General features: G+C 71.8%; 25 protein-coding genes. 18 read left to right on the top strand and 7 right to left on the bottom strand.

Translation table 11 applies throughout. The annotated features are described in order from the left end of the window. Positions 1 to 79 precede the first annotated feature (79 nt). From ssd to ddaH, 8 genes are all read left to right on the top strand, one after another. The gene (ssd, locus tag CUT39_RS06155) at positions 80 to 1,252 is read left to right on the top strand and encodes a septum site-determining protein Ssd (protein ID WP_100445093.1); all 1,173 of its coding nucleotides are present in this window, start codon (positions 80 to 82) and stop codon (positions 1,250 to 1,252) included. Beyond that, positions 1,249 to 2,424, top strand: a complete 1,176-nt coding sequence (locus CUT39_RS06150; RefSeq protein WP_100445092.1) for a TadA family conjugal transfer-associated ATPase — start codon at positions 1,249 to 1,251, stop codon at positions 2,422 to 2,424. Before ssd ends, CUT39_RS06150 begins: the two co-directional genes overlap by 4 nt. Next, on the top strand, positions 2,421 to 3,083 hold the full coding sequence (locus tag CUT39_RS06145; RefSeq protein WP_100445091.1) for a type II secretion system F family protein: 663 nt from the start codon (positions 2,421 to 2,423) through the stop codon (positions 3,081 to 3,083). The genes CUT39_RS06150 and CUT39_RS06145 overlap by 4 nt, the downstream gene beginning before the upstream one ends. Next, complete coding sequence (locus tag CUT39_RS06140) at positions 3,080 to 3,682, top strand: type II secretion system F family protein (RefSeq protein WP_100445090.1); 603 nt, start codon at positions 3,080 to 3,082, stop codon at positions 3,680 to 3,682. The genes CUT39_RS06145 and CUT39_RS06140 overlap by 4 nt, the downstream gene beginning before the upstream one ends. A gap of 303 nt (positions 3,683 to 3,985) precedes the next feature. Next, positions 3,986 to 4,132, top strand: a complete 147-nt coding sequence (locus CUT39_RS21690) for a DUF4244 domain-containing protein (protein ID WP_198586947.1) — start codon at positions 3,986 to 3,988, stop codon at positions 4,130 to 4,132. A gap of 5 nt (positions 4,133 to 4,137) precedes the next feature. Continuing rightward, positions 4,138 to 4,482 (top strand): TadE family type IV pilus minor pilin, encoded by a 345-nt coding sequence (locus CUT39_RS21445; protein WP_198586917.1) that lies wholly within the window; start codon positions 4,138 to 4,140, stop codon positions 4,480 to 4,482. Beyond that, positions 4,479 to 4,844: an Rv3654c family TadE-like protein gene (locus CUT39_RS06125; RefSeq protein WP_198586916.1), complete on the top strand. Its 366-nt coding sequence runs from the start codon at positions 4,479 to 4,481 to the stop codon at positions 4,842 to 4,844. The genes CUT39_RS21445 and CUT39_RS06125 overlap by 4 nt, the downstream gene beginning before the upstream one ends. Positions 4,845 to 5,018: 174 nt before the next feature. Next, on the top strand, positions 5,019 to 5,867 hold the full coding sequence (gene ddaH / locus CUT39_RS06120; RefSeq protein ID WP_198586915.1) for a dimethylargininase: 849 nt from the start codon (positions 5,019 to 5,021) through the stop codon (positions 5,865 to 5,867). Here ddaH and CUT39_RS06115 read toward each other — a convergent pair. Continuing rightward, positions 5,836 to 6,450, bottom strand: coding sequence for a hypothetical protein (locus CUT39_RS06115; protein ID WP_198586914.1), 615 nt, complete (start codon positions 6,448 to 6,450; stop codon positions 5,836 to 5,838). The genes ddaH and CUT39_RS06115 overlap by 32 nt on opposite strands. A 112-nt stretch (positions 6,451 to 6,562) precedes the next feature. Further along, entirely contained in the window at positions 6,563 to 7,138 is a 576-nt protein-coding gene (locus CUT39_RS06110; protein WP_100445087.1) for a hypothetical protein, read from the bottom strand. A gap of 190 nt (positions 7,139 to 7,328) precedes the next feature. Here CUT39_RS06110 and CUT39_RS06105 point away from each other — a divergent pair, with 190 nt between their 5' ends. The 7 genes from CUT39_RS06105 to CUT39_RS06075 all read left to right on the top strand — a co-directional run bounded on the left by CUT39_RS06105 (position 7,329) and on the right by CUT39_RS06075 (position 16,035). Continuing rightward, a complete protein-coding gene (locus tag CUT39_RS06105) occupies positions 7,329 to 8,486 on the top strand; it encodes a thiamine pyrophosphate-dependent dehydrogenase E1 component subunit alpha (protein WP_100445086.1) in 1,158 nt (385 codons plus the stop codon). Continuing rightward, positions 8,486 to 9,460 carry an alpha-ketoacid dehydrogenase subunit beta gene (locus tag CUT39_RS06100; RefSeq protein ID WP_198586913.1) on the top strand — a complete coding sequence of 325 codons (975 nt, stop codon included), beginning with the start codon at positions 8,486 to 8,488 and terminating at the stop codon, positions 9,458 to 9,460. The genes CUT39_RS06105 and CUT39_RS06100 overlap by 1 nt, the downstream gene beginning before the upstream one ends. A gap of 12 nt (positions 9,461 to 9,472) precedes the next feature. Continuing rightward, on the top strand, positions 9,473 to 10,792 hold the full coding sequence (locus tag CUT39_RS06095; protein WP_100445084.1) for a dihydrolipoamide acetyltransferase family protein: 1,320 nt from the start codon (positions 9,473 to 9,475) through the stop codon (positions 10,790 to 10,792). Between the two features lie 443 nt (positions 10,793 to 11,235). Next, positions 11,236 to 12,717, top strand: a complete 1,482-nt coding sequence (locus CUT39_RS06090) for a hypothetical protein (protein WP_100445083.1) — start codon at positions 11,236 to 11,238, stop codon at positions 12,715 to 12,717. 28 nt (positions 12,718 to 12,745) lie between these two features. After that, complete coding sequence (locus tag CUT39_RS06085; protein ID WP_100445082.1) at positions 12,746 to 14,533, top strand: NHL domain-containing thioredoxin family protein; 1,788 nt, start codon at positions 12,746 to 12,748, stop codon at positions 14,531 to 14,533. 166 nt (positions 14,534 to 14,699) lie between these two features. Further along, positions 14,700 to 14,900 carry a hypothetical protein gene (locus CUT39_RS06080; RefSeq protein WP_100445081.1) on the top strand — a complete coding sequence of 67 codons (201 nt, stop codon included), beginning with the start codon at positions 14,700 to 14,702 and terminating at the stop codon, positions 14,898 to 14,900. Between the two features lie 280 nt (positions 14,901 to 15,180). Continuing rightward, positions 15,181 to 16,035, top strand: coding sequence for a DUF6042 family protein (locus CUT39_RS06075; RefSeq protein WP_157930507.1), 855 nt, complete (start codon positions 15,181 to 15,183; stop codon positions 16,033 to 16,035). Positions 16,036 to 16,058: 23 nt separating this feature from the next. Here the strand turns inward: CUT39_RS06075 and CUT39_RS06070 are convergent, their stop codons facing one another. Next, complete coding sequence (locus CUT39_RS06070) at positions 16,059 to 16,889, bottom strand: hypothetical protein (protein ID WP_100445079.1); 831 nt, start codon at positions 16,887 to 16,889, stop codon at positions 16,059 to 16,061. Positions 16,890 to 16,988: 99 nt separating this feature from the next. Next, a complete protein-coding gene (locus tag CUT39_RS06065; protein ID WP_100445078.1) occupies positions 16,989 to 18,434 on the bottom strand; it encodes an aldehyde dehydrogenase family protein in 1,446 nt (481 codons plus the stop codon). A 99-nt stretch (positions 18,435 to 18,533) separates the two neighbouring features. Between CUT39_RS06065 and CUT39_RS06060 the strand changes: the two genes are divergently transcribed. Continuing rightward, positions 18,534 to 19,217 carry a hypothetical protein gene (locus CUT39_RS06060; RefSeq protein ID WP_100445077.1) on the top strand — a complete coding sequence of 228 codons (684 nt, stop codon included), beginning with the start codon at positions 18,534 to 18,536 and terminating at the stop codon, positions 19,215 to 19,217. 189 nt (positions 19,218 to 19,406) lie between these two features. Here the strand turns inward: CUT39_RS06060 and CUT39_RS06055 are convergent, their stop codons facing one another. Then, positions 19,407 to 19,673 carry a DUF3073 domain-containing protein gene (locus CUT39_RS06055; protein WP_100445076.1) on the bottom strand — a complete coding sequence of 89 codons (267 nt, stop codon included), beginning with the start codon at positions 19,671 to 19,673 and terminating at the stop codon, positions 19,407 to 19,409. 264 nt (positions 19,674 to 19,937) lie between these two features. Next, positions 19,938 to 21,008: a Glu/Leu/Phe/Val dehydrogenase dimerization domain-containing protein gene (locus CUT39_RS06050; RefSeq protein WP_100445075.1), complete on the bottom strand. Its 1,071-nt coding sequence runs from the start codon at positions 21,006 to 21,008 to the stop codon at positions 19,938 to 19,940. Between the two features lie 269 nt (positions 21,009 to 21,277). Here CUT39_RS06050 and CUT39_RS06045 point away from each other — a divergent pair, with 269 nt between their 5' ends. Both CUT39_RS06045 and CUT39_RS06040 read left to right on the top strand, forming a co-directional pair. After that, positions 21,278 to 22,114 (top strand): hypothetical protein, encoded by an 837-nt coding sequence (locus CUT39_RS06045; protein ID WP_100445074.1) that lies wholly within the window; start codon positions 21,278 to 21,280, stop codon positions 22,112 to 22,114. 209 nt (positions 22,115 to 22,323) lie between these two features. Continuing rightward, entirely contained in the window at positions 22,324 to 22,545 is a 222-nt protein-coding gene (locus CUT39_RS06040; protein ID WP_100445073.1) for a BldC family transcriptional regulator, read from the top strand. Between the two features lie 485 nt (positions 22,546 to 23,030). Here the strand turns inward: CUT39_RS06040 and CUT39_RS06035 are convergent, their stop codons facing one another. Next, complete coding sequence (locus CUT39_RS06035) at positions 23,031 to 23,903, bottom strand: HhH-GPD family protein (protein WP_100445072.1); 873 nt, start codon at positions 23,901 to 23,903, stop codon at positions 23,031 to 23,033. Positions 23,904 to 23,935: the final 32 nt, after the last annotated feature.

Here is a 23,935-nt window from a genome sequence, read left to right as displayed (position 1 = left end):
AACTTTTCCTTGCCGCCTCTTGTCGATTCGGTCATGGTTACTCCAGGTAGCAGATCAAACACCGATCGCAGGAGTAGCCATGGCCGCCACCACGCTCGACCGAACCGCAGCCGAACCGCGCAAACCCGGCCCCCGCCACGCCGCACCCCCCGCCGAAGCCCTGCTGGTCACCGGCGACGACCGCCTCGCCGAACAGATCGGACCGATCGCGGCGGCGGCCCGACTGCCGCTCCACCGGGCCGAAGACCCCGCCGCCGCCGAAACCCACTGGCAGCACGCACCCCTGGTGATCGTCGGCGCCGACACCGCCAGAGCCTGCATCGAGCGCGGACTGCCGCCCCGCCCCGGCCTGATCTTCTGCGCCACCGGATCCTGGCTCGAGGCCGAACCCGGCGACTCCTCGATGATCTGGCCCCTGGTCTTCGAACTCAAAGCCGAACACGTCATCTCCCTCCCCGAAGGCACCGAGTGGCTCCTCGACCGCCTCACCAGAGCCGGCCGCGACACCACCGAAGCCCCGATCGTGGCCGCCGTCGCCGGCCACGGCGGCGCCGGCTCCTCGACCCTCGCCCTGGCCACCGCCACCGCAGCGGCGCACCGAGGCGAACGCACCGTCCTGATCGACCTGGATCTCACCGGCGGCGGCATCGACACCGCCGCCGGACTCGCCGCCCAACCGGGCTGGCGCTGGCCCTCCCTCGCGACCGGCTCCGGGCCGCTCCAACCCGAACGCCTCCTCGCCGGACTGCCCCAACGGGGCAACCTCCACCTGGTCGGCCCCGACCCCCGCAACCCCGTCGTCGTGACCCCCGAAGCGCTCGACCGGATCCTGCACGCCGCAGAAGCCGCCGCCGACCTCGTCGTCGTCGACCTGCCGCGACACCGCACCGCCGCGTCCGCCCGAGCCGCCGCCGCGGCCCGCACGGTCGCGGTCACCCTCGGCCCCTCCCACCGCTCGCGTGAGGCCGCCCGCAGCGTCATCGCGGCCTACCGCGCCCACACCGCCCACCTCGGCACCGTCGACCGGGGCCGGACCCGCAGACGCGACCCCGACCCGGACGGCGGGATCGGCCTCCCGAAATGGGGCAGCCTCCCCACCGACGACCGGCTCCCCGAACGACTGCGCCAAGGCCGCCTGCCGAAAGCGGCCGCCCGCCGCCTGCACGCCCTCACCGCCGAACTCACCCGCCCCCGCACCCGCGGCGGCGACACCGCGCCCGCCGACCGCGACCCCGCCGGAGCCGCCCGATGAACCTCGACCTCATCAGCAAAGTCCGGCGCCAACTCGTCGCCCAGACCGGCCCCGGCCGCACCCGGCGGAACCGGCGCCGCCCCGCCAGAGCCGACATCGTCAACGCCCTGTGCGAGGCCGGAGCCGCGCCGCCCGACCAACCCGAACTGCTCCAACTCACCGAGCACGTGGCCGACAACCTCACCGGCGCGGGACCACTGCAACCGCTGCTGGACGACACGACCGTCACCGACGTCGTCGTCAACGGCACCGACGGGGTGTGGATCGACCGCGGCCACGGCCTCGAGACCACCACCACCAGCCTCGGCGACGACGACACCATCCGCTCCCTGGCCTGCCGCCTCGCGGCCGCGGCCGGCCGCCGCCTCGACGCCGGCAACCCCTACGCCGACGTGCGGCTCCCCGACGGAACCAGATTCCACGCCGTCCTGCCGCCGATCGCGGCCCGCGGACCGTACCTGTCGTTCCGCACCCACCGCGCGAAGGCCTTCACCCTCTCCCAACTGGTCGAGGTCGACACGCTCACCACCGACATGGCCGAACTCCTGCTCAGAGTCGTCACCGGCCGACTGCCGTTCCTCGTAACCGGCGGAACCGGAACCGGAAAGACTACCCTGCTGGCGAGCCTCCTTTCCGCGGCCGACCCAACGGAGCGGATCGTGATCGTCGAGGACGCCGCGGAACTGGCGGCCGACCACCCGCACACGCTCACCCTCGAAGCCCGACCGGCGAACATCGAAGGAGCCGGAGCGGTCGACCTGGCCGCACTCGTGCGCCAGGCCCTGCGAATGCGGCCCGACCGCATCGTGGTCGGCGAATGCCGCGGCGCCGAAGTCAGCGAACTGCTGGGCGCACTCAACACCGGCCACGAAGGCGGAGCCGGAACCCTCCACTGCAACGCCGCCGCCGACGTCCCGGCCCGCCTCGAAGCCCTCGCGCTCCCGCACGGCATGCCCAGAGCCGGACTGCACGCCCAGCTCGTCGCCGCGCTGCGAGTGATCGTCCACCTGCGGCGGAAAGGACCGCGGCGCCAGGTCGCCGAGATCGCCCTCATCGACTCCGGCCGTTCCCGCGGCACCCAGGACCTGGAGGTCGCCACCGCCTGGACCAGGCACGGACCGGGACCAGCGGCCGGCGTCCTCGAACGACTGCTCAGGGAGCGGAACACATGAGAACCACGCTGAGCGCCCTGCTCACCCACCGACCGCGAACCACCGTCGCCGCCATGGCCGCCACCGCCGGACTCGCCGCCGCGTGGACCGCCGAAAGCCTCGGCCCCCTCGCCATGATCACCGCCGCACTGACGGCGGCGACCTACACCGCCGCAGCCGCGACGGCCGCGCGCCTAACGCTGCAGCGCAGCCGCCTCCGCGAGGCACGACGCGCCGCCGCCGACACCGTCGCCTACCTCGCGGCCGACCTCGCCGCCGGCACCGACCCGAACCGCGCGGTCGCCGCCATCGAAGCCGACTGGCCCCACCGGGCCGAAACCACCACCAGGCGCCTGGCGGCGGCCTGGAAGGTCGCCGCCGAAATCGGCGCACCGGCGGCCGAACTGTGCCGCCGACTCGCCGAACAGCTCCGCGAGGACGAGCAGGCGGCCGCCCGGTCCCGCGCCCAGACCGCCTCGATCCGAGCCACGGCCGCCCTCCTGACCGCCCTCCCGGTAGGCGGCGTGGCACTCGGTCAGGCCCTCGGCGTCGACGCGGTCGCCTTCCTCCTGGCGACCGGGCCCGGCATCGCCTGCCTCGCGGCGGCCATCACCCTGCAGGCCGCGGGCCTCGCCTGGACCAGAGCGCTCATCGCATCGGTGGGAGTGGAGGCGGCATGAAGCACCGACGTTTCCTCGCACCGCTCATCGGAGCGGCCGCCGCGCTGGCGATCGGCGGCCCGACCGGAATCGCGGCCGGGCTCGGCGCCTGGTGGCTCGCCCGCCGGCTCCTCGACAGCGACCCCGACCGGGCCGAGAAGCGGACCGCCGAGCGCCTGGCGCCGCAATGGACCTGGACGCTCGACCTCCTGGCCGCCGCCCTGCGGGCCGGAGCCCCCTTCCCCCAAGCGGCGTACGCGGTCGCCGGCGCCCACGACGGCGAGCTCGGCGCGCGCCTGAGCCGCTTCGCACAGGCGGTGGACCTGGGCGCCACCGCCGCCGAAGCCGCCCCGGAACTGGGCGGGCTGCCGGGCGCCCAACGCCTGGCCCGACAGCTCGACCGCTCCTCCACCAGCGGAGCGGCGATCGCCGGAGGGCTCGAGCAGCTCGCGACCTCCCTGCGGACCGAGCGCCGGAACCGGACCGAGGAGCGCGCCGGGCGCGCGGCGGTGGCACTGATCGGGCCGCTGTGCCTGTGCTTCCTCCCGGCCTTCGTGACCGCGGGCATCGGCCCGGTGGTGTTCGGCATCGTCGCCGACACAGCCGCGGCCGGCCTTTGAACCACACCGACTCGACCACGACACCAGAGAAGAAAGGCGAGAACCATGACCACGACGACCAGTCCCGGACCGACGACCAGGACCCGACTCGGCATCCTGGCCACCGAAACGGACGAATGCGCCACGGCCTGCCCGCTCAAGAACCGGTGCGAACTCGCCGACGCGGACCGGTGTCCGAAGCGGCGCCGCCCGCCGCAGCCGGTCGCCCGCCGTCCGCGCCCCGAACCCCGCGAGGACGAGTGGAGCCGGGGGCGGATGAAGGGGGTGACGAAACCGAGCTGGGGAGGCAAGTTCGCCTCCAAGATGCGCGGCGAGAGCGGCATGTCGACCGCCGAGTACGCGGTAGGGACCCTGGCCGCGGTGGCCTTCGCGGGCGTGCTGCTGAAGGTGCTGACCTCCGGCACGGTCCAGAGCGCCCTGTCGAACCTCATCGAGCGCGCGCTGTCATGAGGTCCGTGCGTCCGCGGGATCGGGGCTTCGTCACCGCCGAGCTGGCGGCGGCGATGCCGGCGGTGGTCGCGGTCCTGGCGATGGCCGTGTGGGCGGTCGGCACCATGGGGCTGAAGGTGAGGTCGGTCGACGCGGCCAACAGCGCCGCGCTGGCGGCGGCCCGCGGCGAGGACGCGCGGGCGGTGGCGGCGGCCTACCTGCCGGACGGCGCCACGGTGAGCGTCTCGACCGAGGGCGACCTGGTGCGGGCAGAGGTCACGGTCGCGTCGAGGCCCCTGGGTCCGTTGGCGCCGCCGGTCACGGTCGAGTCCGATGCGACGGCCGCCGTGGAACCGGGGGTGCTCGAATGAACGCCCGCCCCGCCGGGAGGGAACGGGGATCGGCGACGGTCCTGGCGGTCGGCGCCATGGCGGCGACCGTGGTGCTGGCCGCGGGGTTCGTGGCCGTCGGTCAGGCCGGTGCGGCCCGTCACCGGGCGCAGGGGGCGGCCGACGCCGCCGCCCTGGCCGGCGCCGCGAAGGTGCTCATCGGTGAGGAGGCGGCCTGCGGCGCGGCGGCGCGGCTGGTGTCCGGGAACGGCGCCGAACTGCAAAGCTGCGAAGTGAACGACCTGGAGGTGACGGTCAGGGTGACGGCCGACGCGAACGGCGTCCCGGCGGTCTTCGGCCCGGCACAGGCGGTCTCGAGAGCGGGACCGGTCATGGGCCTTTGAGATCGGACCGGACGACCCGCAACCGGGCCGCGGCGGGACCGGCCGAACCGCCGCGGCCCCGCATACCGGCAGAACATGTCGACTCCGCGGGACAGGGCCGTTTCGGTCACATCCCGGGGTTTCGGCGGGGTCGGCGGCGGCGGGCGGGAGCCCGGCCTGTCTAGACTCTCCGCCATGGAGGAACACAATTCTTCGCCTGACCCGGCGCCCGCGACCCGGGAGCCCGGTCGCCGCACCTACCTCATGTGCCGCCCCGCCTACTACGCCGTCGAGTACGCCATCAACCCGTGGATGGACACCACGGCCCCCGTCGACACCGCGCGCGCCTGCGCCCAGTGGGAGACCCTCACCGCCGTCTACACCGAGCTCGGCCACGACGTCGAGTACATCGAGCCCGAACCCGGGCTGCCCGACATGGTGTACGCCGCCAACGGCGCCTTCGTCGTCGACGGCGTAGCCTACGGCGCCCGGTTCCGCCACCCGGAGCGCCGTCCCGAGGCCGACGCCCACGAGAAGTGGCACCGCGCGGTCGGCCGCCGCTACGTCAGGCCCGAGTACACCAACGAAGGCGAAGGCGACTTCACCTACCTGCCCGGTCGCGAGCTGATCCTCGCCGGCTGGGGCTTCCGGACCGACGCCCGCGCCCACGCCGAGGCCGCCGAGGTGTTCGGCCGGCAGGTCGTCTCGCTGCGCCTGGTCGACCCCCGCTACTACCATCTCGACACCGCGCTCGCCCCGCTCGACGGCGAGCGCATCGCCTACTATCCGGAGGCCTTCGCCCCGGGCGGTCGCCGCCTGCTCGAACGCCTCTTCCCCGACGCGGTCACCGCCGATGCCGAGGACGCGGCCGCGTTCGGACTCAACTTCGTCTCCGACGGCACCCGCGTGGTGCTCAACGCCGAGGCCGCCGGCATGGCACGCAAACTCCGCGACGCCGGCTACGAACCGGTCCCGGTCGACTTGTCGGAACTGAAGAAGGGCGGCGGATCGGTCAAGTGCTGCACCGCCGAACTGCGCCCGTGAACGCATGAACCCCGCCGCGGACGGTGCGGGGACGAGCCGGGCCGCGAGGGCCCGGCTCCCGTAAGTCCCCGGGAGTTAACAGCGCCGCCGCGAACGCCGGGTCGAAATCCATCGGCTGCATCGGCCGGGCCTCGGCCACCGCGCCCGGGCGGCGGAACTCGCGAGCGAGGACCGCGTCGATCCGCCACACCCGCTTGGCGTGTTCGGCCGGCAGCCAGAAGTGCCACCGGCCCGGCCCGGCCGCGCCGGCGCCCTCCGGCACGGTGAACCCGAGGTCCACGCCCGGGCCCTTCGGGTCGGCCGACCACCGGAAGTGCTCGACGCCCCGGATCGGCGCGTCCAGGCACGGCCGCACCCGGCCGAGCATGCGCGACTGCCGAGTCACGACCAGCCGCTCCGAGGTGAGCATCAGGATGCAGTCGCCGCCGGCCAGGCCGTCCGAGCCGACGCAGCCGGTCAGCAGCGACACCCGCTCCCCGGGCCGGACATTGCGGCACAGGAGTGGAACGTGCCGACTGAGGGCGGTCTGGGTCAATCCGGCCTCGGCCGACGAGGCGAGCATGGTGCGGGAGAAACGGTTCATTTGCTTGTACCCCACAGATATTCGTTGCGTTCGTCACTCTGCGACGCGCTCTGTATCTGTAACGGATATCCGCACATGCAAGTTACGGCTGCGAGAAAAGGAAATCCCCCGCTCACTCCAAGGGGCTAACCGGCCCCACGGTCATGTGCTCGAGGATCAGCTTCGGATCCGAATCCTTGTTCGAGCCGTCGGTGGGCTCGGCGGGCGCGCTCGGGAGCGGCTGCCCGGTCGGCTCGCACTTCCCGTGCTCCGGCGGCACCGGGTGCGGCTCCTCTTCCACCGGGCCATCGGCCGGCGAGCTGCTCGACGCCTCCTCCGTGGGGGCCGTCGGTGCCGCGGGCTCTTCGGACGGTCCGTGCCCCGTCGCGGGGTCGGATTCGGGCGGCTCCCCGGTCCGCTCGCCGCCGAGCGGTTCGACCCGCGGTTCGCCGGCTCCTCCGCCCGGGGCCCGTCCCGTGGGTGAGTCCGGTGTCGGACTCGGAGCCGATTCGGCATCGATCACCATCGGATCCTCGACCGCCCACCCCGGCGGCCCGGCCGCCTCCGAGCCCTCGTACAGCCCTGTCGCGTCAGTGAACGCCCACGCCACCGCCGCGAACATCGCGACCGTTCCGGCGCTCACCCCCACCAGGGCGAACCAGGCCCCCAGCGGCCAGCCTCCGGTCCGGTTGCCGCCTATGCGCCCCACCGTTCTCCTTTCCCGCTACCCCCGTGCGACGAAACGCCCGTTCAGGGCCGATGATGTCGTTGGCCCGACCGGGCGGCTACCCAGGGTCGAATGCCAGCCTACGAATGGTAATCGGACCTCAGCTGCGGAAGCGCGCGCGCCACGGCTTTGGCATGCTTGGAGATACCGGAATATCAATAAGGAGGCAACTATGGGCACAGTTGACCGACCGCGCCCCGCCAAGAAGACGGCCAAGAACCGTCGGAAATCCGCCTCGAGCACGAACGACCCAGAGTTCGTCCAACTGCTGACGCCCGAAGGGCGTCGCGTCGACCACCCCGATTACCACCTGTCGCTCACCGACGACGAATACCGCGGCCTCTACCGCGACCTCGTCATCAGCCGCGAGCTCGACGCCCAGGGCACCGCCCTCCAGCGCCAAGGCCAGCTCGGCCTGTGGCCGAGCATGCTGGGGCAGGAGGCCGCCCAGATCGGGTCCGGCCGGGCCCTCAAGCCGAAGGACACCGTATTCCCCGCCTACCGGGAGCTCGGGGTCCAGTGGGTGCGCGGCGTCGACATCATCTCGCCGTTCGCGCTGTTCCGCGGCGTCGATCTCGGCGGCCGGGACGTGGAGGCCGACCGCTTCCAGATCTATTCGATCGTCATCGCCTCCCAGACCCTCCACGCCGCCGGCTACGCCATGGGCGTGGCCAAGGACGGCGCTGTCGGCGACGACGGCGAGGCCGTCATCGTCTACCACGGCGACGGCGCCACCAGCGAAGGCGACTTCAACGAGGCCCTCATCTGGGCCGGTGTCTTCAACTCCCCGCTGGTGTTCTTCTGCCAGAACAACCAGTACGCCATCTCCGAGACCAACGCCCGCCAGTTCCGCGTCCCCCCGTACAAGCGCGCCGAGGGCTTCGGTCTCCCGGGCGTCCGGGTCGACGGCAACGACGTCCTGGCCTGCTACGCGGTCTCCGACTCTCTGCTGCAGCGGGCCCGATCGGGCGAGGGGCCGAGCCTGATCGAGGCCTACACCTACCGCATGCAGCCGCACACCACCTCCGACGACGCCACGCGCTACCGCGACGAGGCCGAGCTGGACTACTGGCGCGGCAAGGACCCGATCGCCCGCTACCGCACCTGGTTGGAGGCCGAGAGCCTGGCCGACGACGACTACTTCGCCTCGGTCGACTCCGAGGCCTCCGAGCACGTCCTGGAACTGCGCGAGCGGGTGATGAACCTGTCCGATCCGGACGTGACCGAGATGTTCGATTCCGTGTACGCGGATGTGCCGCCGAGCCTGGAGGCCGAGCGCGCCGAGGCGGTCGCCTTCAGGGCGTCGCTCGACGAGGGGAGTGAGTCCTGATGGCGACCATGACGATGGTCAAGGGCCTCAACGAGGGCCTGCGGCAGGTCCTGGAGCAGGACGAGAAGGCCCTCATCATGGGGGAGGACGTCGGCCTCCTGGGCGGCGTGTTCCGCGTGACCGACGGCCTCCAGAAGGACTTCGGGTCCGAGCGCGTGGTCGACACCCCGCTGTCCGAGTCGGGCATCATCGGCACCGCGATCGGTCTCGCCCTGCGCGGCTACCGGCCGATCTGCGAGATCCAGTTCGACGGCTTCGTCTATCCGGGTTTCGACCAGTTGGTCTCGCAGTTGGCGAAGCTCCGCAACCGGTCCGGCGGGCGCATCAAGATGCCCGTGGTCGTCCGCATCCCCTGCGGCGGCGGCATCGGAGCGATCGAGCACCACTCCGAATCGCCCGAGAGCTACTTCGTGCACACCGCCGGCCTCAAGGTCGTCACCTGCGCGAGCCCCGAGGACGCCTACTGGATGATCCAGCAGGCCGCCGCCTCCGACGACCCGGTGGTCTTCTTCGAGCCGAAGCGGCGCTATCACGCCAAGGCCGAGGTCGACACCACGGCCGCGCCGCTGGGACTGCACCGGTCCCGAGTGGTCCGGTCCGGATCCACCGCCACGCTGATCGCCTACGGCCCGACCGTGGACGTGGCGCTCAACGCGGCCGGGGCCGCCGCCGAGGAGGGCCTCGACCTCGAGGTGATCGACCTGCGGTCGCTCTCGCCGATCGACTGGGAGCCGCTGCGGACCTCGCTGCGCAAGACCGGCCGGGCCGTGGTCGTCCACGAGGCGCCGCAGACGCTCGGCATGGGGTCCGAGGTCGCCGCCCGGCTCTCCGAGGAGTGCTTCTATTCCCTGGAGGCCCCGGTGATGCGGGTGACCGGCTATGACGTGCCTTATCCGGCGAGCCGCCTCGAAGACGACTATCTTCCGAACCTGGACCGGGTGCTCGACGCCGTCGACCGGTCCCTCGAGTACTGAGGAGGCCGGACCATGGGACAGAAGATCACCTTCAATCTGCCCGACCTGGGCGAGGGACTCACCGAAGGCGAGGTCGCCGCGTGGCTGGTCGAGCCCGGCGGCGAGGTCAAGCTCAACCAGCCGTTCGTGGAGGTCGAGACCGCCAAGGCCGTGGTCGAGGTGCCGAGCCCCTACACCGGCACGCTCAGCGACCGGCACGCCTCGCCGGGCGACACGGTCGACGTGGGCTCGCCGCTGGCGACCTTCGAGGTCGAAGGCGTCGAGGAGAGGGCCGAAGCGACCACGAAAGCCTCCTCCGAGGGCAAGCGCACCCCCAACCTGGTCGGCTACGGCGCCAAGGAGGACGCGCCGAAGCGCCGCAAGCGCCGGCGCGAGGCGGCCACCCCGCCGCCGCCCGCACCGGAGCCGCCGGTCGCCGAGCCGGTGACGCCGCCGGTGATGACGCCCCCCGAACCCGAGCCGGAGCCGGCCCCGTCCGGGCCCGCCCTGGCCAAGCCGCCGGTGCGCAAGCTCGCCAAGGACCTCGGTATCGACTTGCGTACGGTCGCACCGACCGGTCCTCACGGCACGGTCACCCGCTCCGACGTCGAGGCCGCGGCCCGGGCGCCCGCGGCCGCGCCCGGTGCCGGCGGCGAGGAGCGCATCCCGATCAAGGGTGTCCGCAAGGCCACCGCTCAGAACATGGTCGCCTCGGCCTTCACCGCCCCGCATGCCACGGTGTTCCTCACCTGCGACGTGACCGGCATGATGGATGCGATCGAGGAGCTCAAGGGCCGCAAGGAGTTCACCGACGTCAAGGTGACGCCGATGCTGCTGGTGGCCAAGGCCGTGCTCATGGCCTGCCGCCGCCACCCGATGATCAACGCCCACTGGGACGAGTCGGCCGGTGAGATCGTGGTCAAGCACGATGTCAACCTCGGCATCGCCGCGGCCACTCCGCGGGGCCTGGTGGTGCCGAACATCAAGGCCGCTCAGCATCTGAGCCTGGTCGACCTGGCCGGGTCGATCGGCTCGCTGGTCCGCACCGCCCGGGACGGCAAGACCCAGCCGGGCGACATGTCCGGCGGCACGATCTCCATCACCAACGTCGGCGTCTTCGGTGTCGACACCGGCACCCCGATCCTGCCGCCCGGCGAGTCGGCGATCCTCGTGTTCGGCGCCGTGCGGCCCCAGCCGTGGGTCCACGAAGGTGAGATCGCGGTCCGGCAGATCACCACCCTGGGACTGGCGTTCGACCACCGGCTCATCGACGGCGAACTCGGAGCGAAGTTCCTGGCCGATGTCGGTGACTTCCTTGCGGACCCAGGGGAAACGCTCCTGGCCTGGACGTGACCAAACCCACCTGGGAATCGTTGGCGATTCCGGGCCTCGAGTGCTGTAATTGTTGCAAGGAAACTGCGAAGTAACATTACTTCGAAGTTTCGTTACGTCGCCGGGCGATGACTGGGAGTCGAGCATCGGCCGCGACGACCGCCTCGATCCGAGGCCCGGAACCTATCTCCTCCCAATGGTGCGGGCGACAGCGCCGAGTCCCCGCACCGCCGAGACCCTCTCCAGGGGGTTCTCACACCGGCCGGGCGCCGCGTAGCCATGAGGGGTGGGCTACGACCGGCGCCCGGCCTTTAACATCGCCTCCGCCGGTTCATCGCCGTTCGAACGTTCTGCCCGCTACCACGGCTTCACCCTGTCGAGTGAGAGCGTGTCCTGCTGCTGTACCGTGTGCTTCGTCCGGCGTTCCCTGGACCCCGGACCGAAAGCACCGATGAGGAGCAACCGTGACCTCCGAGCAAGGCAACGCATCAGAGCAGGGCGAGACCCCGGAAGACGGGGCCCCCGAGAAAAGCGCCTCCCCCGAGGAAGGCGCGACCCAGGCCAGCGCTCCTGAGCCTGCGTCCGCCGAGTCCGAGGCCGCGCCCCAGCCCGAGGCGGCGAGTGCGCCCGAACCGCGGGACGATGCGCCGGAGTCCGCCGAGGCGCCCGCTTCCGAGGCGCCGGCCGAGCCGGAGCCTCCCGCCGCGCCGGAACCGGTCGATGAGGGGGCGACTCAGGCCATGCCCGCTCCGGAGCAGGCCGATGTCCCGCCTCCTCCGGCCGCCGACGAAGCTCCCGCGCAGACGCCGCCCGCGCCCGCTGAGGCCGAGGCGTCGGCCGAGCCTCCCGCTCCGGCGGAGTCCCCGGCCGCTCCGGCCGAACCACCCGCCGCGCCGTCCCCGCCGGCCGAGTCGGGCGGCATGACCCCGTCCGACGCCGACGACGAGGGCACCACCGTGCTGCGGCCGGCCGGTTCCTCGCAGTCCGAGTCGCCGGAGCCGAGCGTCGAAGAGGAGCGCACCGAGGTCCTCCCGCCCCAGGGCGTCGGGTTCAATCCGCCTGCACCGTTCGGCGAGGAGGGCCAGCAGCAGGCTCCCGGCCCGCAGCAACAGCAGCAGCCGCAGCAGCCCTCCGAGTCGACGTGGCCGTCGCCGCCGCCGAACCCGCTCGGCGGCGTGATGCCGCCGGCCGACGCCGGACTGCCGCCGTCGAATCAGCCGCCGCCGCAGCCGCAGCAACCACAGCAGCCGCAGTCGATGTACCAGGCCGGGCCGCCCCAGCCGCAGCAGCAGCCCCCGCAGGGCCCGCCTGCTTCGGAGGACACGCAGCGGCTCATCATCGGCGCGCAGTCGCCGCAGAGCGAGCCGCCGCAACCGGCCCAGCCCGGCTACGACCCGAACCAGCAGCAGATGCAGCCGGGTCAGATGCCGCCCGGCAGCGTCCCGCCCGGTTCCCAGCCGGGGCAGATGCCCCCCGGTTCGGTGCCGCCGGGGCAGATGCCGCCGCCCGGGATGCCCGGCGGCCAGTACCCGCCGCAGCAGCCGCCGCCCAAGAAGAGCCGCAAGTGGCTGGTCCCGCTGATCGTTGTCGTCGCCGTGGTCGTGATCGGCGGCGCGGCCGGAGCCGCCTACTTCCTGCTGCAACCGCCGTCGTTCGAGACCGGCGGCTGCGTGCGCCACACCGGCGACGACACCGCCGAGGCGATCGAGTGCGAAGAGGCGGTCGAGGGCGAGGACTACAAGATCAGCTCCGAGGTCGACGACGGCCAGGAGTGCGCCGACGCTGGCCGGGAGACCCTCACCGTGGGCGACATGTCCGACCCCGAGGCGATCTACTGCCTGACGCTGCTCGGCGAGGAAGAGGAATCGGGCGGCGACGATGAAGGCGCCGAAGGCGAAGGCGAGGACGGTCCGACCGAGGACGAGGGCACCGAGGACGAGGACTAGCTTCGGCGGTGCGCGCTAGGCTCGTCGGGTGAATCAGTCCCGTGTTCGTGCGGCCGAACTCGTCGGCCGCGGTTGGCTCAACACCGGCGGTCGTCGGCTCGACCTCGAGCGCCTCCGGGGGAAGGTCGCGGTCCTCGACTTCTGGACGTTCTGCTGTGTCAACTGCCTGCACGTCCTCGACGAGCTGCGGCCGCTGGAGGAGAAGTACGGTGACGCGCTGGTCGTCGTCGGCGTCCACTCCCCGAAGTTCGACCACGAGCGCGACCCCGACGCCCTGGCCGCGGCCGTGGAGCGCTACGGCGTCGCCCACCCCGTCCTCGACGACCCAGAGCTGACCACATGGGACGCCTACGCCGCGCGCGCCTGGCCGACACTGGTGGTGATCGATCCCGCCGGCTATGTCGTGTCCACGATGGCCGGCGAGGGTCATTTCGAGGCCCTGGACGCGATCATCGGCGACCTCGTCGCCGAGCACACGGCCGCCGGGACGCTCGACCCGGTCGGCTCGCCGTACGTGGCCCCGCCGCCGGCGGAGACCACCCTGCGCTTCCCGGGCAAGGCCGTCGAGCTGCCGGGCGGCGACCTGCTGGCGTCCGACTCGGCGCACCACCGCCTGGTCCGGCTCGCGCCCGACCTGGAGACGGTCCGGGCCGTCATCGGCACCGGTGCGCGCGGCCGGGCCGACGGCCCCGAGCCCGAGTTCAACGAGCCGCAAGGGCTGGCGCTACTGCCCGGCCCGGTCGCCGAGCGGGTCGGCTACGACCTGGTCGTAGCCGACACCGTGAACCATCTGCTGCGCGGGGTCCGACTAGCCGACGGCTCCGTCGCCACCGTCGCCGGGACCGGCGACCAGTGGCGCATGGACGGCCGGTCCGGCGCCGCGCTCGAGGTCGACCTGTCCTCGCCCTGGGACGTCGCCTGGTTCGACGGCAAGGTGATCGTGGCGATGGCCGGCATCCACCAGTTGTGGTACTTCGACCCGGTCGCCCGCACCGCGGGCGTATGGGCCGGCACCACCGTCGAGAGCCTCCGGGACGGGCCGCCGGCCGAGGCGTGGATGGCCCAGCCGTCCGGGCTCGCCGCCGACGGCGACCGGCTCTGGCTGGTCGACGCCGAGACCTCGGCGCTGCGCTACGTCGAGAACGGCCACATGCACACCGCCGTCGGCCGGGGCCTGTTCGACTTCGGGCACGTCGACGGCCTACCCGACCGCGCGCTCATGCAGCACCCGCTCGGACTCGGCGTCCTGCCCGACGGGCGCATCGCCGTGGCCGACACCTACAACGGCGCGCTGCGCCGGTTCGACCCGGACACCGGAGAACTCGCCACGCTCGCGACCGGCCTGGCCGAACCCAGCGACGCGATCGTCGCGGGCGGACGCACGGTGGTCGTCGAATCGGCCGCGCACCGCCTGACCGTCCCCGAGATCGCCGAGGCCGCCGTCGAAGGCCGCCGCCACCGCGTGACCCGCAAGCGCACCGCCGTCGCCCCCGGCCCGCTGCGCTTGGAGGTCCTGTTCGAGCCGGCCACCGGGCAGAAGCTCGACTACTCCTTCGGTTCACCTCTGTCACTGAAAGTCTCGGCGGACCCGCCGCAACTGCTCGAGACCGGTTCCGGCTCGAGCGGGGAGTTCACCCGGGAGCTCGCCCTCGCCTCCGGCGTCGACCACGGGGTGCTCCAAGTGGTCGCACAGGCGGCCACCTGCGACGCCGAAGCCGAACACCCGGCCTGCCACCTGACCCGCCAGGACTGGGGTGTGCCGATCGAGATCGCCGAGGACGGCACGGACACGCTGCGCCTGGCACTGCGAACCTGAACGACCTGCCGCGGCCGGTTCCGCGTGCTTTCCAGTACATTTCACCGTCGAACGGCGTGTCGGCCGGCCGCACCGGGTCCGGTCCCGATTAGCTTGGGCCAGACCCACGCCGCACACGCCGAGCGCATCGACGGCGCCGCGAGCGGCGCCGAGACGAGGAGGAACATTGACCGCCGAAGCGCAGGTCGCCGAACGATACGCCGAATACGAGCACTGGCTCGTCCTCAATCCCGCCGACCAGATCGTGGAGGTGGGCCAGCTACTCGCCCAGAAGGTCAGGACCCTCGAATACCTGACCGCCGAATCCGCCGCGGGCGACCTCGCCGCCTTCGAACCGGACCTTTCCGGTATTCATCCGAAAGGCTAGTCAACAGTAACCTTTCGTACGATATTCGGTGGTACCGATCGGAGTAACGTCGGCAACGACGCGAGAGGTGCGTCACCCGGCGAACGGGGTCCGGCCCCGCCGGTCGGGGGCACCGCACGCGCCGCGGGCCGCCTCGGCGTAAAAGGGCACTCAACGGGCACTGAGCAACACCGACAACAATTCGCCGAGACGGCCCGCCCCGCCCCGGTTCCGCTCAGGGCGTAACCGACGCCGACAGCCGCGACCTGGGGTCGTCCGCCCCCGCTGCTACCGTCGACGAGTGGAAGCTTTCGAACGGCCCTTCGGCGGAGAAGAGACCGGCCCTGTCCAAGCACCGATGCATCCGGCCTGGATCAGGATCATGCCCTGCAGCATCGAGCTCTTCCGGACCGTCCCGTCCCTCAGTCCCTTCCCGGCGACCTGGTGGTCCGACGCCTTCCCCGACGAAGACATCTGGAACGAGCCCGTCTGGTGCGACCCCGGCGACGTCGACGACTGGATAGCCGAGGCCCGCGAGCACAACTACGGCGCCTCTCCCGAAGTGGTCGAGAAGGAGGCCCGCGAAGAGTACGACCGCGCCACAGGCGAACGCAGCGACCGCATCGCCACCTTCACCGCCCACTGCGAGCGCAGCGGCCTGCCCGTCCCGCACACCGTCCGCGACCTGCTGGAATTCCTGCTGGCCCTCGGTCTGTACCGCAGCGAGCAGCGCCACGGGAAGCTGTACGTGGCGCCGCAGCTCTACACCAACCCGTTCGACGTGCTCGCATTCGGCAAGCTCGAAGCCATCGAGGAGGCCGCCGACCAGCGCGGCGACCTCGAAGAACTCACCGCGATCGCCATCCGCCGCGTCGGCGGCGTCGAATACGAATTCGACGAGGAGGGCCGCTTCTCGCTGCCCGGCGGCGCCGAATCGGTCACGGTGTCGGTCAGCCTGGAAGCCCTGGCCGACCACGCGGACCTGCCGCCGCAGGTCGTCCGCGGCATGCTGATGGAACTGGCCGAGGACGGGGACGTGGCCGCCGAGGTCGACATCGCGACCGTGCCCATCGGCGAGGTGTTCGCGCTCACCGCCTCCGACGATCTGCTCGGCGGCTACCCCAACGACGAGCTGCTGCCGCCCGAGCACGCCTGACCGGGGGCGTCACCGGACGCCTCCTATACCTCGTTGCCGCACAGGATCGCGCTGGTGCGGCCCTCGACGTCGGTGACCTGCCAGTAGAGATCGCCGCCGCAGGTGGCCTCCTCGGCGGCCTCGTCGTCGGACAGCTCCCGCGGTTCGTCGTACTCGACGGTGCCGACCACCTCGTACAGCGCCAGATCCGAGTCGCACGGCACGGACCACCACTCGTTCGAGTCGTCGAAGCAGTCGCCCTCGTCGGGCACCACCGGGATGCGGCCGTCCTCGTCGGCCGTTTCGAGCGCCTCGATGCAGTACAGGTAGTCGATCCCGCCGGTCGCGGAATCGTAGACGTAGTACCAGTCCTGCCACGGCTCTCCGAGTTCGAAGACTCCCGAGCTCTCCCCGCACAGGTCGTAGGCCGGCTGGTTGTCGGCCAGGCCGCCCTCGTCGTCGACGCTGGTGTCGACGTCCTCGGACCAGTCGGTGATCTCCCAGAACGCCTCGTCGTCCTCACAGGAGGCCAGGACCTCGACCTGCCGGTCGTCCACCTGCGGCTCGTACGGCAGGCACCGGCCGGCGAACCGGTCGTCCGCTTCGGTGGTGGGCTCTTCGGTCGGCGTCTCGGTTTCCTCGGCGGGCGACTCGGTGTCCGTGGTCGGATCGGCGATCGGATCTTCCTCGTCCTCGCCCGTCAGCAGTGTGACCAGGAGGACCGCGCCGAACGCCAGCAGCGCGAGGCCGAGGACGATGGCGCCGATGAGCCGGCCCCGGCGCGGCGGGTCCTCCGGTGGTTGCGCCGGTCCGCCCGACTCGGCGGATCCCTGGCCGCCACCGGTCGAGCCGCCGTGGTTCGGAGGATAGGTCATTTCCATACCATATGAGCCGAACGCGGCGGCTACGGCGATCCGGCGATATCGGTGGGCGAAGTCCTGCGACCTCCACCGGGGGATGCGGCGGCGCAGGCATCATAGGGTGTCCGGCAGGATCAGCACCCGCTCGGTCGTGTAGTCCTCCATTGCGGACCTGACGCCCTCCCTGCCGACGCCCGAGGCCTTGACGCCGCCGTAGGGCATCTGGTCGGCACGGAACGAGGGCACGTCCCCGATGACCACGCCGCCGACCTCGAGCTCGCGGTGCGCCCGCATCGCCCGCGGCAGGTCCCGGGTGAACACCCCGGCCTGGAGCCCGTACTTCGAATCGTTGATCGCCGCCAGGCCGGCTTCGAAGCTTTCGACGCGCTGCAGCACCAGTACCGGCCCGAAGACCTCTTCGCGCAGGACTTTCGCGTCCGGCCGTACCTCGGTGAGCACCGTCGGCTCGAGGGTCGCGCCCGTTCGCGGCGAGCCGCCGCCGAGCACCTTCGCGCCCTCGGCGACCGCCTCACCGATCCAGGCCTCGACGCGGTCGGCGGCCTCGGCGCTGATCATCGGACCCACCTTGCACTTCGGGTCGTTCGGGTCGCCGGTGGGCAGGCTCGCCGCCTGGGCGGCGATGCGCTGGGCCATGTCGTCGAAGGCCGGGCCTTCGATGAAGACGCGCTGGACGGCGATGCACGACTGCCCCGCCTGGTAGTTGCCGAACGTGGCGATCCGCTCGGCGGCCCAGTCCCGCTGGGGGTAATCGGCGGTCACGAGTACGGCGCCGTTGCCGCCGAGCTCGAGCGTCACGTGCTTGTCGGGCACGCTCCGCAGGATCTGTGCGCCGACCGGCGCCGAACCGGTGAACGACACCACCGGCAGACGCGGGTCGTCGACCAACTGCCCGGCGCGGTCGTTCGGCACCGGTACGACCGACAGCATCGCGGGCGGCAGGTCGGTCTCGGAGAACAGCGCGCCCAGCATCAGCGACGACAGGGGGGTGGCCGGGGCGGGCTTGACCACGACCGGGCAGCCGGCCGCGATCGCCGGTGCGACCTTGTGCGCGACCAGGTTCAGCGGGAAATTGAACGGGGTGATGCCCAGGACCGGGCCGCGCGGGAACCGGCGGACCAGCGCCATGCGGCCCTCGGCGGACGGGTCGGTGTCGAGACGCTGCACCGCGCCGGCGAATCGGCGGGCCTCCTCGGCGGCCCAGCGGAAGGTCGAGACCGCGCGCTCCACCTCGACGCGCGACCACGCGATCGGTTTGCCGGATTCGGCGGTGATGAGTTCGGCGGTCGTCTCGGACTCCTCGTCGATGCGGCGCCGGACGTGGTCGAGCGCTCCGGCGCGGACGTGCGCCGGCAGGGCCGCGCACTCGGCGGCCGCCGAGTGCGCGGCCGCCACCGCGGCTTCGAGCTGACCGTTCGTGGCCCAGGAGGTGGCACCGACGGGCGCGTCGTCGTAGGGGTGGGTGACGAAGAATTCCTCCTCGCCGTGCTGGGGACGGCCGGCCACCCAGATCGGCGAAACGGGACGAAGACGTTGCGACATGACCCCAGCCTACGGGGTGTGTTGAGCCGCTCGCCGGAATCCGCGTGCGCTTCGCACCCACTTGCCGCCCTTATTGCGATCGCAGTGCATGATAGGGCCATGAGTGAACAGCAATCAGGTGCGGGATATCCGCAGCAGCCGACCTCCGGCCAACCGCAGCAACCGGGGTACCCGCCCCAGTACGCCTCCCCGCAGGCGCAGTACCAGGCCCAGCAGCAGTATGCGGCCTACGCCCCGCAGGGCCCCTCGCTGTTCGAGAAGCTCGGCGTGCCGTCGATGCCGGCCATCCTCGGGCTCTCCGGTCTCGGCGCGCTCATCCTCGCCGGCCTCATCGCCGGCACCAGCGACGGCACCGCCCTCGGCGACACCGTGGGCCGGGAGTTCGGCGGGATCCAGTCGACGCTGACGGCCACGATCGTGCTGTTCGGGCTCGCTTTGTTCGCCGGGGAGCGACTGCGGCCACTGTGGAAGGCGCTGACGCTCGCGGTCGTCGCGCTCTGGGTGGCCCGCACCCTGTTCGTGGTGCTCGACCTGCCCGACGGCTCCAGCGGTTCGGACGCCTCGGCATGGATCGGGCTGCTGCTCCTGGTGGCGGCCTACGGACTGTTCGTGACCGGCGCGATTCTGGTCCCCACCAGCGCCGAGGCCGCCGAGGCCAAGGCCGCGGCCAAGCAGCAGCAGGCGCAGGCGCAGGCCGCCCAGCAGCAGCAACAGCAGCCGCCGACCGGCTACCAGCAGCAGCCGGGCCAGCAGAACCAGTGGCCCCAGGCGCCGCAGCAGTAGATTCCCGAAGACAGCGAAGGGGCGGTCTCGATGACCGCCCCTTCCGCGCTTGCTGTTCGGGGAGAACTCCGCCGGCCCGCGCCCGACTCCAGCGGCGGATCGACACCCCGCTCTTCACCGCGCTCGGCGGCCCCACGCCGAACCGAGGGCGACGCGGGATGCGGGATCGCGAGAGCCGTGCCGTCGAACCTACCCGGGCCCGCCTGCGACGGGCCTGGCGAGCGGGTCTAACTGCTTGTTCGGCGGGAGCCAGTCGTCTTCGCTGAGCTCGTCCTCGTCCGTGTTGTACCGTTCGGCGTAAGCGGCGTACTGGTCTTCTTCGGATCGCTCATCGTCCGTGCTGTCACGCCCGCCGGTCAGCTCGCGCTCCAGCGCTCGCAGGTCGGTGTTCGGAGCATGGTACTTGAGCTTCCGGGCCACTTTGGTCTGCTTCGCCTTGGCTCGGCCGCGCCCCATATGGCTCGACCCCCTCGCACAGAAATCATCGGGGCAGCCGATACGGCGCCCCGGCATGCTTGCAATCTCTTCGTGGCTCCTACGGTACAACCTTGCGGCGCTCGGTTGCATCCCGGCCCATGAGTTGGATGCCACAGATTGGCGCTGATTCCGCCCTTCCGGACGCGGAATCCGATGCGCACGCCGTCCCGAACCCGGGCCGGGGCCGCCGCGCGTCCCGGCCGGATCGCGGGACGCGGGCGTCCACTCTATGGGAAAGTGTGATCAGCGGAACAACCGCAGCCGCTGCAGCCGGCCGACGGCGGTCATGCGCTCCTCGGCGATGGATTCGGCGGCGGCCTCCGGGGTCACCCCCTCGCTCTTGGACCGGTCGAGGATCTGCGCGGTGGTCTCGAAGATCCGCGCGGTGCGGCGCTTGGCCCGCTCGAAGTCGAACCCGCCGCCGTACTCGTCGGCGACCTGGACGACACCGCCGGAGTTGACCACGTAGTCGGGGCAGTACAGGATCCCGGCCCGCTCGAGTTCGGTGGCGATCGAGGCGTCGGAGAGCTGGTTGTTGGCGGCGCCGCAGACGATCTCGGCGTCCATGACCTTGATGGAGCGCTCATTGAGGACGCCCCCGAGCGCGCACGGGGCGTACACGTGGAGCCCCGAGGCGATGAGTTCGTCGGCGTCCGAGACCAGCCGCACGCCCGGGTAGTGCTCGGTGGCCCAGTCGCGGGCGGCGGCGCTGACGTCGGTGGCGACCACGTCGGCCCCGGCCTCGGTCAGATGGGGGATGAGGTGGCGGCCGACCTTGCCGATCCCGGCCACGCCGACGGTCCTGCCGGCGAGGTCGTCGGTGCCCCAGCGGTGGCGGGCGGCGGCCCGCATGGCCTGGAAGACGCCGAACGCGGTGAGGATCGAGGAGTCCCCGGCGCCGCCGGCCTCGGGGGACCGGCCGGTGACGTGGACCGACTCGCGGGCGACCACGTCCATGTCCTCCACATAGGTGCCGACGTCGCAGGCGGTGACGTAGCGGCCGCCCAGGGAATCGACGAACCGGCCGTAGGCCCGCAGGAGGGCCTCGGTCTTGTCGGTGGCCGGGTCGCCCCAGATGACGGCCTTGCCGCCTCCGTGGTCGAGTCCGGCTATCGCGTTCTTGTAGGCCATGCCTTCCGCCAGGTGCAGGACGTCGGTGACGGCCTCGTCCTCGCCGGCGTAGGGGCGGAAGCGGGTGCCTCCGAGGGCCGGGCCGAGCGCGGTCGAGTAGATCGCGATGACGGCTCTCAGCCCGGAGTCGGGATCGTGGCAGAACACCACTTGTTCGTGGCCGGATGCGTCGAAGATGCTCATGGCTTGCTCTCCAGTTCAGTGAACGGTACGCTGCGCCGTTCGTGGCTCGGCCGGGTCGCGACCGGGGCGATTCCGATGTAGCGCGGGTATGCCTACGCCATAAGCATAAGTCTTCGCCTCCCCGGTTCCATGGAGGCGATTGCCGGTGGGGTCGGGGCCCCTTCCCGCGCCGGGAGCCGTCCGGTGCGCGGAGCCGCGCCGACTACCTGCTCACCGCCTTGCCGAAGGCCATCGAATCGTCTGGTCCCGACTGTGGAAGTATCTGGCTCGTGTACGCACCGAACGCTTCGTATCTGCGCGTCTATGAGCCGGCAGGGGTCTTCGCCGATGCCGACTACTGGCGCGCCTACGCGGCTTCGGGGCGCGCGGTCGATCCGCGCGAGGGGCCGAAGCTGCGTAGGGAGGCGCTCTACGAGCGCATCGGCTGGCCGTGGCGGATCGTGCCCTCCTTTCCCCGCGAGGCGTACGTCATCGACGCCGAGGAGGAGGGGGGCGATCCCCTCATCTGCCCGTGGAACCTCCGCTATCGGATCGCCCAGTCGGCGATGGAACTGCGCCGCCTGACCCCCGAGCCGGTGGCCGAGGCGCTCGTCCCGGCCGACTTCCTGGCCTCGGCGGCCGAGATCGTCGCCCACGACGAGGGCCGGGACCGGCACGAGGCGCCGGCCGACACGCACGAGCAGGTCGCCTCCTGGTCGGTGCCGCTGCGCTGGTTCGCCTGCGTCAGGCCGGAGGACCGCGAGCTCGTCGCCGAGGACGGCCGGCGGCTTCGCTACCTGACTCCGATAACCGGGGCCCGCACCCGGTTGACGGTCGCGCGCAACCGGATCCGTGCCGAGTTCGGCGACGAGGCCGACCTCGCCGCGGCGCTGACGGAGACCCTGGAGTGGCTCGAGGGATTCGACGACGGCGCCCTCGTGGAGCTCGACTACGGCGGCCTGGTCTCCCGGATGGGCGACCGGGAGCTGAGCGAGGAGGACTCGGTCGACCTCACCTGGGAGGCGATCGACCATCTCGGCGACGGCGAACCCGATGCGGCACAAGACTGCTACGCCCGGCTCGTCGAACGGTGGCGCGACCGCCGTCTCGCCGAGCGTCTGAACTGAGCCGCATTCTCGTTGGGGCGCGGGCCGAGGGACTTTCAATTCCCTTGTGGAGTGATCGCTCGGATGAGCCCCCGGCGATTAAGGTCTACGGAAAATCGGCCGTTCGGCCTATGTCGGACATCTACGACAGCACGGACGATTGGAGAAGGAACGAATCGAGGCTGCGGCAGCCGGTGATTCACATGCCCGTCTGTGGAGGAGACTGAACGATGACGACAGACTTGAACCTTCCGGTTGAATCAGAGGCCCTGCTCACCCCCTCAGAGGTCGCCGCGATGTTCCGCGTGGACCCCAAGACCGTGACCCGCTGGGCCAAGGCCGGGAAGATCTCGGCGATCCGCACGCTCGGCGGGCACCGCCGCTACCGCGAGTCCGAGATCCGCGCCCTCATCAACGGCGAAATCCCCGCCCAGCGCGAGGCCGGCGAGTAGACGCGACACCCCGGGCCGGCCGGACCGCCCAGCCGGCCGCCCTTGGGCCGCGAAGACCGAAGACCGCCGACACGGCACCCGTGTCCGGCGGCTTCGTCGCGTTCGGGGTCCGGACGTGACGAAGCCGCCGAGGTCAGAGCGCGCGGTACCCCGGCGGCATCGTCGTCCGCTCGGCCGCCGCGCCGGTATCGGCGGCGCGGCAACCGCCCCGACCGAATTCATGCGGCCGGTCCGCGGTCGACGCGACGTTGTGATGGCGCGAGCCGCGTCGTCGTGTTCCTGGCCGACCGCGCGGGGACGGTCGTGGCAGCGGGTGATCCGGCTCCGGCACCGGCGGTGAGCACGGGCCCAGTGGCCCGTCCGGTGCCCCGCTTGTATGAGAAGCGGAGTTCGACCCGGAGCCGCCGATCGTGGCGATCGGCACCCGGCCGAGCATCATGAAGTTCTTTCAATTACGAATTTAGCAGGGCAAACGCCGCTTGTCATCAACTCGGGAATTTGAATCGCCCGGCTTCGTCGGTCTCGATCAGCCCGTCGCCGATCAACTGCCCGAGCGCCTCCTCGCGCATGGCCGCCTCGGGCCAGACCGCGTCCATCCGCTCCCTGCCGACCGGCCCGTCGGCCTCCCGGAGCGCCTTCATGATCTCGCCGCGAACATGCCGGTTGGTGCCCCGGTACCGCTGGCGCTTCCGGCTGGGACCGGCCGGGACCTCCCGGCCCGAGAACCCGCAGACGTCCTCCACCGGGCAGGCACCGCACTCCGGACGGCGGGCGTCGCACACCAGCGCCCCGAGCTCCATCAGGGCCAGCGACACCCGCGCGGCGGTCGGGGCGTCCCGCGGCAGCAGCGCCTCGGCGGCGGCGATGTCGGCCTTGGAGGTGGCCGTGCCCGCGTCGGCCTCGCCGCCGAGCCGCGCCACCACCCGCCGCACGTTCGTGTCGACCACCGGGTGGCGCCGGCCGTAGTGGAAGACCGCCACCGCGGCGGCCGTGTAGACGCCGATGCCCGGCAGCCGCTCGAGCTCGGCCGGGTCGGCCGGGACCTCGCCGCCGTGCTCCTCGGCGACGATCCGGGCGCACTCCTGGAGCCGCAGCGCGCGCCTCGGGTAGCCCATCCGGCCCCAGGCGCGCAGCACCTCCGCGGTCGGCGCCCCGGCCAGGTCGGCCGGGTCCGGCCACCGCTCCATCCACGCCTCCCACACCGGGGCGACGCGCGCCACCTGCGTCTGCTGGCTCATCACTTCGGATACCAGCACCCCCCAGGCGGTGGTGCCGGGCCGACGCCACGGCAGGTCGGTGCGATTGTGGGAGTCGAACCAGGGCAGGAGCCGCTCTGCGAGCCGTTCGGGTGCGAGCATGGCGCCGATTATCGCGTGTAGTTCCGACGAAA

It is taken from the genome of Glycomyces xiaoerkulensis (genome assembly GCF_002798405.1).
In the GTDB taxonomy this organism is placed as follows: Bacteria; Actinomycetota; Actinomycetes; order Mycobacteriales; family Micromonosporaceae; genus Glycomyces; species Glycomyces xiaoerkulensis.
The sequence above is the reverse complement of the archived record's forward strand: the minus strand, read 5'-3'. Positions and strand labels throughout refer to the sequence as shown.